This window comes from Nosocomiicoccus massiliensis (assembly GCF_002871345.2).
GTDB lineage: Bacteria > Bacillota > Bacilli > Staphylococcales > Salinicoccaceae > Nosocomiicoccus > Nosocomiicoccus ampullae_A.
In genome coordinates this window covers 955,937-971,386 of sequence record NZ_CP136964.1, presented here as the reverse complement: position 1 = coordinate 971,386, position 15,450 = coordinate 955,937, and the positions used below count along the sequence as shown (strand labels likewise).

The following is a 15,450-nucleotide window of genomic DNA, read 5'->3' as shown; positions in this document are numbered from 1 at the left end:
TGCTAATATGAGAAAAATAGGAGTAGTTGGTCTCGGTTATGTAGGATTACCGATGGCTGTAACTTTTGGTAAGAAACAACATGTAATTGGTTTTGATATTAATGAAAATAGAATTGAAGAATTAAAAAAAGGGTACGATCGTACAGAAGAGGTGGAAGCTGCTAATTTAGAAAAAACTGATATTTCGTATACAACTAATTTAGATGACTTAAGTCAAGCTGACTTTATTATCGTTGCGGTTCCAACACCGATTAATGAGCATAAGCAGCCGAATCTAGCTCCGCTTCTTGGTGCAAGCCAATCTGTTGGAAAAGCGTTAGTGAACGCTCCGAAAGGTACAATTGTTGTTTTTGAATCGACGGTGTACCCTGGTGCTACTGAGGAAGATTGTATACCTGTTCTTGAGAAATACTCAGGGCTTAAAGCAGGGGAAGATTTCTTTGTTGGTTATTCTCCAGAACGTATTAACCCAGGGGATAAGGTTAATACGTTTGAATCTATTATTAAGGTTGTTTCTGGACAAAACGATGAAGTTTTAGACATTATTGCTAAAGTTTATGAATCAGTAGTTACTGCTGGTGTTCATAGAGCATCTAGTATTAAAGTTGCTGAAGCAGCTAAAGTGATTGAAAATACTCAACGTGACGTAAATATTGCTTTAATGAATGAAATTGCAATTATTTGTAGCAAAGCTGGAATTGATACCAATGAAGTACTAAAAGCAGCACGTACAAAATGGAATTTCTTAGATTTCAGACCAGGACTAGTTGGAGGACACTGTATCGGTGTTGATCCTTATTATTTAACATATAAAGCACAAGAACTTGGACACCATCCTGAAGTTATTCTTTCTGGACGTAGAATTAACGATAATATGCCAAAGCTAATCGCGTCAGATATAGTTCAAAAACTACTTAAAAATGGACATGAAGTTCAAGGAAAAGCTGTGAATTTCTTAGGGATGACATTTAAAGAAAATTGTCCAGATTTAAGAAATACAAAAGCTGTAGATTTAATTAATGAGTTAGAGAAATACGGTCTAAATGTAGTAGTGAATGATGTTGAAGCGGATTCTAAAGAAGCTAAACAACTTTATGATGTAGATTTAAAAGCAAAAGATGAGTTAGAAGTTTCAAATGCTTTAATTATTGCGGTTCAACATGAGGACTATATTAAAAATAAAGCAAGTTATCTAGAGTTAGTATCTGATGATGGTATCATTTTTGATATCAAAGGTATGATTTCAAAGCAAGATTTAAAAGAGAATCAGAAGCTGTGGAGATTGTAGAAATGAATATAAATAGAGTTAATTTGAAAAGAATATTAAGGAAACTACTATACAAGGGTATCACAAAAAATATCTACGTTTATTTGTCGAATATTAAAATATTTCTTAATAAGAATCTTACTGATAAAGAGTTTATTAAGAAAAATTTTATTAAAAATACAGGAATAACACCTAATTTAGAAAACCCAAAGGAATTTCATGAAAAGGTATTATGGTTAAAAATTCATTATAGAAATCCGTTAATGAAAAAGTGTTCAGATAAGTATCGTGTACGACAATATGTTGAAGAAAAAGGTTTTTCTAATTATCTTATGAATATTTATGGCGCATATAAAAGTTTTGATGATATTGATTTTAAAGAACTTCCTGATAAAGTTTTTATTAAGACTAACCATGCTTCAGGATTAAATATGATGATTGATAAAAATAATACAAATCTTAAAAAAGCAAAGAAATATTTCGATAAAGCACAAAACTTTAATTATTATAAACGTTCTAGAGAATGGAATTATGATGGAATTTCGCCACTTTTAGTTGTAGAACCATTTTTAGATATGAAAAAGTTTAATGATTATAAATTTTTTGTGTTAGATGGTAAAGTAGAATTTTTTACAATATGTGATAACTTAACTGATGCAAATGGTATCCAATCATTAAGTGAATCTAGTATAAACTATTATGATAAGAACCTGAATTTACTTGATGATATTGGATTGTTAAGACCTGCTCTAACAAAAGAAATACAATTTAGTAAAGATTTGGACAAAATGTGGAAAGCAGCTGAGAAACTTGCAGCAGAATTCCCTTATTGCAGAGTAGATTTTATTGTATCAGAAGATGAAGTTTATTTTGGAGAAATGACATTCTACTCTAACGGAGGAAATTTAGTTATAAAACCAAGAGAACGAAGCATCGAAATGGGAAGTAATATTAAGCTAGATGATATAGACAGTCGATATTTAATATAATCATTTATTTGGGAGTTAATTATATGAAAAAAATTGTTCAAGTTTCCGCAATTGATATGACTATGAATAATTTCCTTGCACCGCTTAACAAGGCGAGTAAAGAATCAGGTTTTGAGGTTCATACTGCATGTTCACCTGGAAATTATGTAGATGAGATTAAAAAAGATGGTTTAATTTTTCATGATATTAAAATTGATAGAAAGATTAGTCCGTTAAGTAATTTAAAGTCTATATACAAGCTGTATACGTTATTTAAAGCAATTAATCCTGATATTGTTCATGTGCACACTCCTGTTGCTGCTGTTTTAGGTAGAATAGCTGCAAAATTAGCTAGAGTACCAACAATAATATACACAGCTCATGGATTTTATTTTCATGATGATATGAATGAAAAAGATTATAAATTTTATTTTAATATTGAAAAATATATGGGCAGATATTTTACAGATTTTATATTTACTCAAAGTATAGAAGATCATGAAATTGCAAAAAGCAATAACTTTTTAAAAAATAAAAGTAATCATATACACATTAGTAATGGTATTGATTCTTGATAAAAAGTTTAATTACGAAAGTTTATCTCCAAAAGTAAGAGAAGATATTAGAAATCTACATAGTATTAGTGAAGAAGATATTGTAGTAACATTTATAGGTAGGCTAGTAGAGGAAAAAGGAATTTTAGACTTTTTAGAAAGTATAGAACTTTTAGGATTTAATAATATAAAATACATTATTATAGGAAGTCTACCACCTGGAGAAAGAGATACTGAGACTTTTAATAAACTTAAAAATTTTGAAGATAATCCTAATGTAATTTTTACTGGTCAAATAGAAAATGTAAATGAATATCTATATGCAAGTGATGTATTTTGTTTACCATCATACAGAGAAGGTATGCCACGTTCAATAATTGAAGCAATGTCAATGAAAAATGCTGTTTTAGCGACTAACATTAGAGGCTCAAGAGAAGAAGTGGTTAATAACGAGACGGGCTTCTTATTTGAATTAAATGATAGTCAAGCAATCGCTTCATATATTGATAAATTAAATAGCGACAGAGCATTATTAACAAAGATGCAAGAAAACGGTTATGAGCGTGCTCATAAACTCTATAATGAGAACGATGTAGTAGAAAAGCAACTCGAAATATTTAATTTAGTAACTAACAAGTAGGTGTATTTATGAGATTGTTATTAACAGGAGCAACAGGTTTCTCGGGTAAAGAATTTTTGAAAAATCTCGAAGACGAAAAAAACGATTTTGAAGAAATTCATGTTGTTGTTAGAGATAATTCACTTAGATCCTTCATTCAAAAATCATCATTGAATATTATTGAGCATCACGGAGATTTAACAGATCAGAAATTTATTAAAAAAATCACAGAAAATATCGATGTAATACTGCATATAGCTGGGATCCAAATGAGTAAAAATTTATTTAATTCATCGATTGAAAATAAGGTCGATTGGATTATAGCTGTACATACAACAGGTAGATATTCCAAATTTAAGATCGCATCAGAAGAATATATAGCTATTGAAGATGAATTGCTAAAACTAAAAAATAAAATAAATATAACTATATTAAGACCAACAATAATCTATGGTTCTATGAGAGATAGAAATATGTCTAAGTTAATTAAGTTTTTAGACAAATCTCCAGTCTACCCAGTTTTTGGTAATGGAAAGAATCTTATGCAACCTGTAAATGGCAAAGATTTAGCCATTGCATATAAGCAAGTTTTGGATAATGAAGATGTCACCAAAAATAAAGAATATAATTTATCTGGGGAAAAACCTATTGAATATTTAGATTTACTTAAAATCGTTTCTAGGAAACTTGGTAAAAAAACTAGCTTTGTTCGAATTCCTATAAAATTCTCTTATTACACAGCAAAAATCGGTAAAAAAATAACTAGTAAGTTTCCTATTCAGGATGAACAAGTTTTAAGAATGCAAGAAGATAAAGACTTTAGTCATTATGAAGCAACTAAAGACTTTGACTTTAAACCACGCTCTTTTGAAAAAGGAATAGAACAACAAATATTAGAGTATAAGGGAGAATAAGATTTGATTAAAAGACTATTTGATATTATTAGTGCGAGTGCTGTATTAATTGTATTTTCTCCAGTATTATTAGTCACTTCTTATTTAATAAAAAAAGAATCTGAAGGTCCAGCTATCTTTACTCAAAAAAGACCAGGTTTAAATAACGAGTTATTCGATATTTATAAATTTAGGTCAATGAGAATAGATACACCGCATTTAGCGACTGATAAAATTGATGCTAGCAAATACATTACGAAGACGGGAAAATTTATCAGAAAAACTTCAATTGACGAGTTACCTCAATTATATAACATTATTAAAGGTGATATGTCAGTTGTGGGTCCAAGACCAGCACTCTATAACCAATATGAATTAATTGAAGCAAGAACTAAAGAAAATGTACATACTGTTAGACCAGGTTTAACTGGTCTTGCTCAGGTAATGGGAAGAGACGATATATCCGATTATGAAAAAGTTCAATTTGATAAGTATTACGTTGAAAATAGAACTTTTTTAATTGATATGTATATTATATTTAAAACTATTAAAAATACTGTAACTTCGGATGGTGTGAAACATTAGAAAGGATGTCTAATTTTGGAGGAGAGACAAAAAGTAAGAAAACGAAGACGTCGTAAAAAAAGAATGCCTGTATGGCTAAAAGTACTACTTACTTGTTTTCTTTTATTTATTATCGCAGGACTTGCTTTTGCTGTGTTTACTTTTTATAAGTTAAACCAATTGAGTACGAGTATTAATGAAGGTACAGAAGAGAGACAAGCTTCTAAACTTAGAAGAGAAGATGTAAATGTTGATAAAAAAGACCCGATTTCGATCGCGTTATTCGGTATTGACTCTGACGAATCTCGAGATGGACTCGGCGAGCGTTCGGATTCGATTATTCTTTTATCAGTGAACCCAAATACTAATAAAACGGTAATGGTAAGTGTCCCAAGAGATACGCGTGCTGAAATAGTCGGAAATGGTACGGTTGAGAAAATCAACCACGCATATGCTTACGGTGGCCCACAAATGGCAAAAGATTCAATTGAGAATCTAATGAATGTGCCAATTGACCACTATGTGAGTATTAATATGGATGGTTTAAAAGATTTAATAGATATTGTTGGTGGCGTAACTGTTACAAGTAATGCTACGTTTACTGTAAGAGGGAATTCGTATGTTGAAGGATTACCTTATGACATGGATGGTACTGAGGCTCTCGCGTTTACGAGAAGTCGTTATGAAGAAGGTTCTGGTGGTGACTTCGGTCGTCAGGATCGTCAACAACTCGTCGTTGAGGCATTAGGTCAAAAGTTATTATCCGTTGGCTCGATTACAAGAATTAACTCGATTGTAGACACACTTGGCTACAATGTAAAAACAGACTTAACGATGGCGGATATCCAAGATATTGGTACCAAGTATAATGGTGCACGCCGTAATGTTGAACGTATTCAATTAGAGGGTACTGGAGAAACTATGGAAGACGGATTATGGTATTTCTTACCTGACGAAGAAAGTCTAAAAGAAGCAGAGAGAAAGTATAAAGAGAATTTAGAGATAGAATAGAAATAGCTGAGATATTTAATATCTCAGCTATTTCTTTAAATCATTTTGAAAGTCTATCTCAAAGCCTAAGTGATGGAGATCAATATGACTTTCGTACTTTTTAATAAGATTTTTAAATCGTGAAAGAATTTCATTATTCCATGTATTTTTATCAGGATATAGTTCCTTTATAATTACAAATAATGGCCACAAACTTCTATTGCGCGAATTGTTGTTAAACCCTTTTGGTATTTGTGTAAATGTATTATAGTAAATACGATCAGTGTGCGCGCATATATTACGTAGAATAGTTATACAATGGAACCAACTTTTTAACTTTGCATAATTTATTCTATATAAATGAGCGATTTGCTTTTGATCACTTATTTTTAAGTCACTATAAAAAATTGAAGTAGTTGTTAGAGAAAACATTTCTACCATAACCCATATTGGGAAACGAGAATTATAGTTTTTCTTATGGTGTTTAACATACAGTTTATCCTTTTGCTTTCTTTTTAGCTTTTCGATTGTTTCAAGGAATTTTGTATGATTGTGCATAGCATTAAAATTATTCTTATTTAAATAACCTTCTGAACCATATTTATGTGCACAATAATATGCTAACTTAGTCTTCAAGTCTGTTTCAATAGGTTCTATCATTTCGAGGATTAAATTTCTAAGTTCTCTATCGAAAAGGTAAATATTATTAAGTCGATTAAAATCGATATTTTGATATTTATCGTTCTGAGTCTTAAAAGGCAGTAAGTAAGCTGAAATTTTATAGTAGTTAATTTGAGAAAGAATCTTTTTAGTTTGTTCTTTATCAGTAATTGAACAACCTCTTTGTTCTAATTTAGCGATTTGCTCATCATAAGTTATTGGAGGCTTTAAGTCTTTCAAACGTCTTCACCTTTATAAAAAAATGTCTCCCACTGGGACACATCATCATAGATGAGAGGTGCGGGGAGTCCTATTAGATTCATAATATAATAACATTTAATAATAGTCAATAGAAACAAATTATTGTTGATAGAAGGTGTGTTAGATGAATAACATATATAGTACATTTGAAATGTTATATATGCATTTTACTTTTCCTATTTTAATTTTGTTAGTAATATTAATATTTTATAAAGAATTTAAGAAACTTTTCGATGTGTTAATTAATAAAATAAGAGAAGCTGATGATATTAAACTAGAATCTTCAAACATTATTTTAGAGCTAGCTAACAGAGAGAATAGCATTAAGAAGCAATTAGAGCTAATTTATGATAAAAACAGATTATTGCAACAGAAACTTGAAGAAAATAGAGGTGGATTAGATACCGGCGGTGGAGGTGGGGAAGGAAATATATCGTCGCATGAATATGAGCTTATAACAAATCCAAGATATTTGCGCCAAGAACTCAATGTTAGAAGTGCTAAAGAGTTAATCACAGAGCTCTATGATTTATATTATCATAACCGAATGATATATCATGGGCCTGAAGATAATTTAGTCCTTAATACTAAAGAAGAAATCGATGAATTTTACTCATTCTCCAAAAATATAGAAAATGAGAGTCTAATTACTGAGGATTTAGTAATAAATTTCCAAAAAATTATTAAAGCAATTTTAGATTATCAACAATATTTATCTTCAGTAAAATTCTTAGAAGAATATAATTAAAAACCTTAGCAAAACTGATGGTTTTAAATATGGACTATTGTATAAAAAATCATAAGTAATAATGCAATATACAACTATTACTTATGAAATCTTTTATCAACATATAGTGATAAAGTATTTAAAATAAATTAAAATGCATCAATCTAAGAGATAGTATAATAATCGAATTTACGCAGTAAATTCGGTCTATTTAAACCGTCACCGTTATTTTCGTACCTTTTCCTTCTTCAGACTCTACTTCTATTTCACCACCGTACAGGTCGATGATTTCTTTGACAATCGCCATTCCAAGACCGTTTGATGGGATGTTGTCTTCGGCTCGATGGTCTTTGTGAAATCTTTCAAAGAGATGCGCTTTTGTGTCTTCGTTCATCCCGATGCCGTCATCTTCTACGATGATTTCTGCGCGCTCATTGTTTTTTCTGACATAGATATTGATTTCACCGTAATGATTCGTGTATTTAATTGCGTTAGTGAGTAGGTTCGTAATCGCCTGATATAAGAGATGGCTGCTGCCATATATTTCGATATCTTCAACGTGCGTCATTAAAAAGATTTCTTTTTGGTCGAGCATGTATGACTGACTTTGGACGATTTCGTTAATAAATGGTCGTGCACCGAAGTGCGTTTTCTCTAGCTGTGATTCACTCTGTTCAATTGAAGCGAGGAGTAACAGTTGCTTTGTTAACCCGCTCAGTCGCTTCGCTTGGTGTTCCATATTTTGAATCGTGTCTTTATTGTATTCTCGTTTTAATGATTCAAGTTGCATGAGTAAGTTCGAGATCGGGGACTGGATTTCGTGTGAGACGTTAGCAACGAATCGTTCGTTCGTTTTTTGTTGATCACGAATCGCTTGACTCATATGCGCCATCTCACGTTGCAGTGTTCCGATTTCATCGCGTCTAGTGACAATGTTTTCTGTCGTATATTTTCCTAACCTTATGTCACTGGCGAAATTCTTTAACCGAATGACTGGTGCGATTATAAAGTTAGACGATAAAGCAACAAATATAATCGAGAAAACGATTAAAAGACTCAGTAGAATCGCTAAAAATATACGAAACTCTCCCATACTTTCTCCGACGTTTGGTCTCATAAATACGGAATACGTCTCACCGTGAATTGTGACATTTGTACCGACTGTGTTTTTCGTTTCATTGTCAAAGAATCCTGTAATTAAAATGTTGAACGGTCGATTTTTAATTCCGTGATAGATGTCATCTTGCAGTGCATCTTCTGGTAAGTTATCGAGTCGAAACGGATCGCCGTAAAATTGTTTTTCTCCGTTTTTAATCACGACGAGTTGAAAGTCTAAACTCGCGATTTGGTTAAAAATTTCTTCAGCAGGTCTCTTATCATTTTCTATAAACTCTTTTTGTTTTAATAACGTTTCAGTAATGCGCGCGTCGTTTTTTTCTTTCTCATAAAAATGGTAGTAGACGTTTGAGAGTAGGAATGCAAGTATGCTGCTTATTGCCATAACAACGAGTGTAATGACGATAAAACGCGTCGACAAATGTTTAAAGTTCATGGACTTGATATCCAATCCCGCGCACTGTTTTAATCTCAATACGAGAGTTTACAGCACTGAGTCGTTTTCTCACACGTTTAATATGCACGTCTACTGTACGTTCGTCACCTTCAAAGTCATATCCCCAAATTTCTTCAATGAGCATATCTCTACTACATACATTCGGATAATTTATGAAAAGATTCTCGAGCAACTCGAATTCTTTTCTCGGGAAATATAGTGTTTCAGAATCGACTTCAATTAAGTACGCTTTACTATCTAAAGTGACATTCCCAATCGTCGTACTTGATGATTGACCGTATCTTGAAAGGACCGCTTCAATTCTAAATTTTAACTCTTCTGGTTCAAATGGTTTCGTCATATAATCATCCGTTCCAGCTTGATACGCTTCACGTTTATCATATAATTCACTTCTCGCTGTAAGCATAATGACCGGTATATCGTAATCATTTTTTATATGCTTACAAAGCTCAAAGCCGTTCATATACGGCATCATGACGTCGACAACAGCGAGGTGTATATCTTCATCTTGTAAAATATCGAAAGCCTGCATTGCGTCTTCGGCTAGAAACGGCGTGTAGTCAGGCTTTAACTTTGATGCGACCATATCACGAAGGGACGCTTCGTCGTCTACAATTAAAATGTTAACCATAATTTCCTCCTAAAATAATTTGTTCATATTGAGTTCATAGTAGCGGTGTAATATACACAGTGAAGGAAGGGATGGACCAATGAAAATCGCTTTTAAAGAACTCAAATACTATAAATTTAAATATTTAATGATCGGCATAATTTTATTTTTACTCGCATTTTTAGTCATGTTTGTTTCAAGTTTAGCACAAGGGCTTGGAAAAGATAATATTTCAATGATCGAGTCATTATCTGGCGAAGCAATTTTAATTGAAGACGATTCAAACAACGAGATTCAGCAGTCGGTGTTAAGTGAAGATGTCGTAAATGACGCACGCGACAATGGCTATAAAAGTCTATCCATGACACCTCTAAGATTTGAAAACAACGACAGCGTACAGCTCGTTTATACAGATGCTGTGAATTTAAATATTGTTGAAGGAAGTCAGCCAAACGGAAAAGATGAAATACTCGTTGACAGTACGATGGCAGAAAGCTATAACGTTGGCGATACAGTTGAAGTAAAGGACTCAGATATCACGTATAAGATAAGCGGATTTGTGAAACGTCAAATGTACGCGCACACGCCAATCGCTTTTACAACAAAAGAGGGCTTCGAAAAAATTAAAGAAGCAGACGTAAATATTATGGTAGGTAGTGATGAGTTTCAAGCGGAAGGTGTGACGACGATTACGAAAAAAGATTTAATGAACGGCATTCCGAGCTATCAAGCAGAGCAGTTACCACTCAATTTAATGGTCGTGTTTTTATTCGTCATTTCTGCGATTGTGATTAGCGCATTCTTCTACGTTATAACGATACAAAAAACGAAAGAATACGGCATTTTAAAAGCAATCGGCACAAAAAACATGCGCATGGTATCGATGATCGTCACTGAAGTGTTCGTCATCGTTATATTAAGTACACTAATTGCGATTGGCCTCACGTACTTACTGAGTACTTTATTACCAGTAACGATGCCGTTTTTCGTAAACAATAAATTAGTCGTGTTATTATTTGGATCATTTATGGTTGTATCATTAATTGGCGCACTATTATCAGTAATTAAAGTCGTAAAAATCGATCCGTTAACTGCGATAGGAGGAGATTAATGTGTTAAAGCTAGAGAATATATCAAAAACTTACGGTAAAGGTGATACTCAAACTGAAGTGCTAGAAGATATCAACTTAAAAGTCGACAGTGGAGAACTCGTCGTATTATATGGACCGTCCGGTTCAGGGAAAAGTACGCTACTATCGATTATCGGTGCTCTTTTATCCCCAACAGATGGAAAGATTATTATGGATGGAGACGACTGGACGTCTTATAAAGATAGCGAAATGACAGACTTACGGCTCGGAGAAATCGGGTTTATATTTCAAGAGTCGCACCTACTGCCGTACTTAAAAGTCCGAGAGCAACTCGAGTTCGTCGGACGTGAAGCGGGCATGGGTAAGAAAGAAGCAAAAGCACGTGCTGAAGAAATTCTTAAACTATTTGGACTTGAGCACCGACTCGACCATTATCAAAAATCATTATCTGGTGGTGAACAACAACGCGTCGCAATTGCTCGTGCGTTTATGAATAACCCGTCACTTATATTAGCAGATGAACCAACCGCATCACTCGATTTCGAGCGCGCAGTACAAGTCGTCGAAGTTATCCAACAGCGCGTCAAAGAAAACGGCGCAGCATGCATCATGATTACTCACGACCAGCGCATCTTTAAATACGCAGATCGCCTATACGTCTTAAAAGGCGGTAAGTTACAAGAAGAAAAAATACAAGATAAAGAAAGCGCATAGAGATAAATAAACTTTCTCCTTCTGTAGAATTCTCGCGGATTCCCCTGAACTATTCCTAGATTCCCCCTAAAGATATAGGATAGTTTGGGGGAATCTTTTTTTGTGGGGAGGGGGAGTAATTTAACTGAGAATCGTCGGTGGAGTGCCGGATTCGCCGTCGATTCTGGTTATCGCCTGCGAAAATGGTCAAGTCTTAAATATTGTGTAAAATAAAAATCTCTCTGTTATTCTTTAGCTTCCACGAATGCGCTCACTTTTCTATTTGTTTCTTTATAGGCTTCATTCGCATCAAGAAGAAGTGCGCCAATTAAACGAAATGCAGACTCGATATTTGGAAATACTCTAACAACGCGCTCACGACGTCTTAACTCACTATTTAGTCGTTCGAGTGCGTTTGTACTTTTTAAAAACTTTTGTCTAGCCGCTGGACACATTAAACATTGAATCGCATCGTCAAATCCACTTTCTAAAATTTCTACCGCGTGATTAAATCTTGGATCCTCTGATACAAAGTCTAAAAACTTCTCTTTTGCTTCTCGTGCATGTTGGGGTGTTGTCGTATGAAAAATCTCTCTCAATAATTGACGCGCAACAGTTGAACCTTTTTTAGGCATTACATTCGTAATGTTTCTTAAGAAATGGACTGTGCATCTTTGCCAAGGTGTGCCCGGGAACTCTTCTTGAATCGCCTGATTTAACACTAAAGTTAGAAGACCCTTAGTCATTTCATTAAGGTTACTTCCAGAGATATCCTCTAGAATTTTTTTCATATCTACTGTAAAATTAAGTTGAGTCATTTGTATTCTCTCCCTGTTAATTTTTGTTGGTAACTGAATTATAACAGAGAATACGATGGCTCTTTTTTTCTATTTTACACAATTATATGGACGTAACTGCGAAAATGAACTCTCGCCGACGCAGCCAGCATTATCGTCGGCGAGTTTTTATTTCACCGACGGTAACAACAGTATCGTCGGCGAAAAATGGGCTTCTCAATAATTCGCCGACGATTCGGCAATTTCCGACGGCGAATAGAAATTTGGCCGACGATAAGTCCCATAGCGTCGGTGGAAATCTCATTTCACCGACGATTCGGCCGAAATCGGTCAAGTCTTAAATATTGTGTAAAATAAAAATCTCTCTGTTATTCTTTAGCTTCCACGAATGCGCTCACTTTTCTATTTGTTTCTTTATAGGCTTCATTCGCATCAAGAAGAAGTGCGCCAATTAAACGAAATGCAGACTCGATATTTGGAAATACTCTAACAACGCGCTCACGACGTCTTAACTCACTATTTAGTCGTTCGAGTGCGTTTGTACTTTTTAAAAACTTTTGTCTAGCCGCTGGACACATTAAACATTGAATCGCATCGTCAAATCCACTTTCTAAAATTTCTACCGCGTGATTAAATCTTGGATCCTCTGATACAAAGTCTAAAAACTTCTCTTTTGCTTCTCGTGCATGTTGGGGTGTTGTCGTATGAAAAATCTCTCTCAATAATTGACGCGCAACAGTTGAACCTTTTTTAGGCATTACATTCGTAATGTTTCTTAAGAAATGGACTGTGCATCTTTGCCAAGGTGTGCCCGGGAACTCTTCTTGAATCGCCTGCTTTAAACCTTGATGTGAATCTGAAGTAATGAGTTCTGGTTGTGTTAACCCACGATTTTTTAAGTCACGTAAAAAGTGCCCCCAGTGATTCTTACTCTCAGCATCATCCACTTTAAACCCAAGTACTTCACGATGACCATCTACACCAATACCGAGCGCAATATACACAGCTTTAGAGACGATTCTATGATTCTCACGTACTTTAATATACATCGCATCTACTGATACATATTTAAATATATTGTGTGTTAATGAACGCTCCGCGAAGTCTTGGATTTCTGGATCTAATCGTTTCATCACGTTAGATACGAATGATTTCGAGACACTTTCTCCGACTAGTTCTTCCACAATTTTAGTGACTTTACGCGTAGACACACCGCTGACTACCATTTCAATCAAAGAAAGCACGAGCGCCTGGTCCTTTCTTTGCCACTTCTCAAATACCTGTGGTGAAAACTCTCCGGAACGTGTTCGTGGGACTTCGAGTTCAATTTTTCCAACTAACGTTGTGAACCCTCGGCGATAACTGCCATTACGATAGTCTTTTCGACTACTGTTTCTTTCATATGAGCCAATACCCATGTATTCATCTCGTTCTTCTTGCATCACTTGATTTAACACTAAAGTTAGAAGACCCTTAGTCATTTCATTAAGGTTACTTCCAGAGATATCCTCTAGAATTTTTTTCATATCTACTGTAAAATTAAGTTGAGTCATTTGTATTCTCTCCCTGTTAATTTTTGTTGGTAACTGAATTATAACAGAGAATACGATGGCTCTTTTTTTCTATTTTACACAATTATATGGACGTAACTCCGAAATCAAAGAATCGCCGGCGAATAATCCTATTCACCGACGATTCGAACCAATTTCCAGCCGCTAGCCGAGCACTCTCATTCAAATTCACCGTCCGCACGCACCGCTACTTTACAAGATAAAATACTACGGGGCTTTTCTTCTTCATCGTAATGTATAATGCGTACCGCGACCTTTGTTATGACGCACGCATTCTTCAGTTAATACTTTTTGTAAATTGTGTTTTGTGAGTACCCCGCCTGAGAAGTCGATGAGTGCGGGTACAGTAATTTTCTCTGTCGGAAAAATGACAGAGAAGTCCCGAGCGGTTTCAAGAACTATTTCTTTTACTGAGGTTTTCAAATCGCATGTCTCGCAAGAAAAAGAATTTCGCCCAGATAGGTGAAGCGGAGTACCATCGTTATAGCAAAATACATTTTTCTTTAAATGATCGTATTGATAGATTACTTGTGCGGGGCGAGTGTCTTTTATATTATGCGCGAGTAACTTTTCCTTTAACTGAAGAGTGGTATCACTCACAGCATCTCGGTTTCTAGCCAAATTGTCTAGAACGCGCCTCAGTTGTGCACGCGTAATAATCGATAGGTGATCCGGTGCATTATACAAATGGAATTCTTCGTTTATAAACACGACATAATGCCGCACCGATTTTCGTACGCCGATACGCTGCAATAACTCCCGAAATTTACTCGATGCTTCATCGACTTGCCTTACAGGTGACGGGATTTTTTGCATATTATGATATACATAAAACTCATCTTCTTTATAAATAAAATCACCAATGTAGTTTTTCACTTCAAACAGTATACATTCATTATTAGATAAAAAAACAGTATCGATTTGACGTGTAGAGCCATCAATTTCAAACGTAAAATCATGGATACTTGTACACGTATTATACGAAGCTAAAATCTCAGAAAACTCATTTTCACCTTCAAACCCACGCTCTAATCGCTCTAAGTAATATTTAGAATCATCATCTAATGGTAATCGCCACTTTAACGCACGCAACTGCTGATGCGCAAAACTTCTTTCCAACATATAAAACCTCCAGCTGTTTTACGCTTATATTAGCTGATAAAGTACAATCAGTCTAAAAGCAATTTTCTAGTTTCCGTTCTTAAAATACGTAGTATTTAAAAAAACATTCGCGGTTTTTAAGTAATTCCTATAGCAGATTTTTAAAATCTGTATGCAAAATAAAAAAGATGAGTCTCCTCATCTTTACTTTACTTCACTGACGTATGCAATTATTCCACCGTTTAAGTTTTTAAATTCGTAACCGAGTTGTTCTAAGTATTGTGATGCCATTTCACTGCGTTTTCCAGAGCGGCAATATGCATAATATTCGCGGTCTTTCGGTAAATCAAACGTCTCGATTTCGTCAAGAGGGTATAGTATCGCACCTGGTATGTGTACTTCATCGTATTCTTCTTTTGAACGCACATCGATTAACTGCTTGTTGTCCGCGAGTTTTTGTAATTCATCTTTAGTAAAATTTAGCATTTCTAACTGTTCCATTAAAATCCTC

At 34.4% G+C, this 15,450-nt stretch carries 17 protein-coding genes; 10 read left to right on the top strand and 7 right to left on the bottom strand.

What is annotated here, in order from left to right; all coding sequences use genetic code 11:
- The first annotated feature begins 7 nt into the window (after nucleotides 1-7).
- From CJ229_RS05120 to CJ229_RS05090, 7 genes are read left to right on the top strand one after another with little or no spacing between them, the layout of a single operon-like run.
- Nucleotides 8-1,288 (top strand): nucleotide sugar dehydrogenase, encoded by a 1,281-nt coding sequence (locus tag CJ229_RS05120; RefSeq protein WP_102167186.1) that lies wholly within the window; start codon nucleotides 8-10, stop codon nucleotides 1,286-1,288.
- A gap of 2 nt (nucleotides 1,289-1,290) precedes the next feature.
- The gene (locus CJ229_RS05115) at nucleotides 1,291-2,256 is read left to right on the top strand and encodes an ATP-grasp fold amidoligase family protein (RefSeq protein ID WP_317846519.1); all 966 of its coding nucleotides are present in this window, start codon (nucleotides 1,291-1,293) and stop codon (nucleotides 2,254-2,256) included.
- 23 nt (nucleotides 2,257-2,279) lie between these two features.
- On the top strand, nucleotides 2,280-2,810 hold the full coding sequence (locus CJ229_RS05110) for a glycosyltransferase (protein WP_317846518.1): 531 nt from the start codon (nucleotides 2,280-2,282) through the stop codon (nucleotides 2,808-2,810).
- Nucleotides 2,800-3,429 (top strand): glycosyltransferase, encoded by a 630-nt coding sequence (locus CJ229_RS05105; RefSeq protein ID WP_317846517.1) that lies wholly within the window; start codon nucleotides 2,800-2,802, stop codon nucleotides 3,427-3,429. Before CJ229_RS05110 ends, CJ229_RS05105 begins: the two co-directional genes overlap by 11 nt.
- An 8-nt stretch (nucleotides 3,430-3,437) precedes the next feature.
- Nucleotides 3,438-4,322 (top strand): NAD-dependent epimerase/dehydratase family protein, encoded by an 885-nt coding sequence (locus CJ229_RS05100; protein ID WP_317846516.1) that lies wholly within the window; start codon nucleotides 3,438-3,440, stop codon nucleotides 4,320-4,322.
- A gap of 6 nt (nucleotides 4,323-4,328) precedes the next feature.
- A complete protein-coding gene (locus CJ229_RS05095; RefSeq protein WP_102167274.1) occupies nucleotides 4,329-4,886 on the top strand; it encodes a sugar transferase in 558 nt (185 codons plus the stop codon).
- Between the two features lie 15 nt (nucleotides 4,887-4,901).
- The gene (locus CJ229_RS05090) at nucleotides 4,902-5,876 is read left to right on the top strand and encodes an LCP family glycopolymer transferase (RefSeq protein ID WP_257993678.1); all 975 of its coding nucleotides are present in this window, start codon (nucleotides 4,902-4,904) and stop codon (nucleotides 5,874-5,876) included.
- A 27-nt stretch (nucleotides 5,877-5,903) separates the two neighbouring features.
- On the opposite strand, the gene CJ229_RS05085 is transcribed toward CJ229_RS05090, so the two are convergent.
- Nucleotides 5,904-6,755 carry an Abi family protein gene (locus CJ229_RS05085; RefSeq protein WP_102167190.1) on the bottom strand — a complete coding sequence of 284 codons (852 nt, stop codon included), beginning with the start codon at nucleotides 6,753-6,755 and terminating at the stop codon, nucleotides 5,904-5,906.
- Between the two features lie 145 nt (nucleotides 6,756-6,900).
- Here CJ229_RS05085 and CJ229_RS05080 point away from each other — a divergent pair, with 145 nt between their 5' ends.
- Nucleotides 6,901-7,524 carry a hypothetical protein gene (locus tag CJ229_RS05080; RefSeq protein WP_102167191.1) on the top strand — a complete coding sequence of 208 codons (624 nt, stop codon included), beginning with the start codon at nucleotides 6,901-6,903 and terminating at the stop codon, nucleotides 7,522-7,524.
- A gap of 190 nt (nucleotides 7,525-7,714) precedes the next feature.
- On the opposite strand, the gene CJ229_RS05075 is transcribed toward CJ229_RS05080, so the two are convergent.
- Both CJ229_RS05075 and CJ229_RS05070 read right to left on the bottom strand, forming a co-directional pair.
- A complete protein-coding gene (locus tag CJ229_RS05075) occupies nucleotides 7,715-9,055 on the bottom strand; it encodes a sensor histidine kinase (RefSeq protein WP_102167192.1) in 1,341 nt (446 codons plus the stop codon).
- Nucleotides 9,045-9,707, bottom strand: a complete 663-nt coding sequence (locus CJ229_RS05070; RefSeq protein WP_102167193.1) for a response regulator transcription factor — start codon at nucleotides 9,705-9,707, stop codon at nucleotides 9,045-9,047. Before CJ229_RS05070 ends, CJ229_RS05075 begins: the two co-directional genes overlap by 11 nt.
- Before the next feature lie 79 nt (nucleotides 9,708-9,786).
- On the opposite strand from CJ229_RS05070, the gene CJ229_RS05065 reads away from it, so the two are divergent.
- Nucleotides 9,787-10,797: an ABC transporter permease gene (locus CJ229_RS05065; protein WP_102167194.1), complete on the top strand. Its 1,011-nt coding sequence runs from the start codon at nucleotides 9,787-9,789 to the stop codon at nucleotides 10,795-10,797.
- A 1-nt stretch (nucleotide 10,798) separates the two neighbouring features.
- Nucleotides 10,799-11,491: an ABC transporter ATP-binding protein gene (locus CJ229_RS05060; RefSeq protein WP_102167195.1), complete on the top strand. Its 693-nt coding sequence runs from the start codon at nucleotides 10,799-10,801 to the stop codon at nucleotides 11,489-11,491.
- Between the two features lie 224 nt (nucleotides 11,492-11,715).
- Here the strand turns inward: CJ229_RS05060 and CJ229_RS05055 are convergent, their stop codons facing one another.
- The 4 genes from CJ229_RS05055 to CJ229_RS05040 form a co-directional block, all read right to left on the bottom strand.
- The gene (locus tag CJ229_RS05055; protein WP_102167196.1) at nucleotides 11,716-12,288 is read right to left on the bottom strand and encodes a transposase; all 573 of its coding nucleotides are present in this window, start codon (nucleotides 12,286-12,288) and stop codon (nucleotides 11,716-11,718) included.
- A 347-nt stretch (nucleotides 12,289-12,635) separates the two neighbouring features.
- Nucleotides 12,636-13,820: an IS256 family transposase gene (locus CJ229_RS05050; RefSeq protein WP_317846515.1), complete on the bottom strand. Its 1,185-nt coding sequence runs from the start codon at nucleotides 13,818-13,820 to the stop codon at nucleotides 12,636-12,638.
- Nucleotides 13,821-14,063: 243 nt separating this feature from the next.
- Nucleotides 14,064-14,960, bottom strand: coding sequence for a nuclease-related domain-containing protein (locus CJ229_RS05045; RefSeq protein ID WP_102167844.1), 897 nt, complete (start codon nucleotides 14,958-14,960; stop codon nucleotides 14,064-14,066).
- Nucleotides 14,961-15,143: 183 nt separating this feature from the next.
- Nucleotides 15,144-15,440, bottom strand: coding sequence for a rhodanese-like domain-containing protein (locus tag CJ229_RS05040; protein ID WP_102167845.1), 297 nt, complete (start codon nucleotides 15,438-15,440; stop codon nucleotides 15,144-15,146).
- Nucleotides 15,441-15,450 lie beyond the last annotated feature (10 nt).

Bases quoted from the DNA above. Each gene is read 5' to 3' on its own strand.
- CJ229_RS05120 (WP_102167186.1), top strand. From the start codon at position 8: ATGAGAAAAATAGGAGTAGTTGGTCTCGGTTATGTAGGATTACCGATG.
- CJ229_RS05115 (WP_317846519.1), top strand. From the start codon at position 1,291: ATGAATATAAATAGAGTTAATTTGAAAAGAATATTAAGGAAACTACTA.
- CJ229_RS05110 (WP_317846518.1), top strand. From the start codon at position 2,280: ATGAAAAAAATTGTTCAAGTTTCCGCAATTGATATGACTATGAATAAT.
- CJ229_RS05100 (WP_317846516.1), top strand. From the start codon at position 3,438: ATGAGATTGTTATTAACAGGAGCAACAGGTTTCTCGGGTAAAGAATTT.
- CJ229_RS05080 (WP_102167191.1), top strand. From the start codon at position 6,901: ATGAATAACATATATAGTACATTTGAAATGTTATATATGCATTTTACT.
- CJ229_RS05075 (WP_102167192.1), bottom strand. From the start codon at position 9,055: ATGAACTTTAAACATTTGTCGACGCGTTTTATCGTCATTACACTCGTT.
- CJ229_RS05070 (WP_102167193.1), bottom strand. From the start codon at position 9,707: ATGGTTAACATTTTAATTGTAGACGACGAAGCGTCCCTTCGTGATATG.
- CJ229_RS05065 (WP_102167194.1), top strand. From the start codon at position 9,787: ATGAAAATCGCTTTTAAAGAACTCAAATACTATAAATTTAAATATTTA.
- CJ229_RS05055 (WP_102167196.1), bottom strand. From the start codon at position 12,288: ATGACTCAACTTAATTTTACAGTAGATATGAAAAAAATTCTAGAGGAT.
- CJ229_RS05050 (WP_317846515.1), bottom strand. From the start codon at position 13,820: ATGACTCAACTTAATTTTACAGTAGATATGAAAAAAATTCTAGAGGAT.
- CJ229_RS05045 (WP_102167844.1), bottom strand. From the start codon at position 14,960: ATGTTGGAAAGAAGTTTTGCGCATCAGCAGTTGCGTGCGTTAAAGTGG.
- CJ229_RS05040 (WP_102167845.1), bottom strand. From the start codon at position 15,440: ATGGAACAGTTAGAAATGCTAAATTTTACTAAAGATGAATTACAAAAA.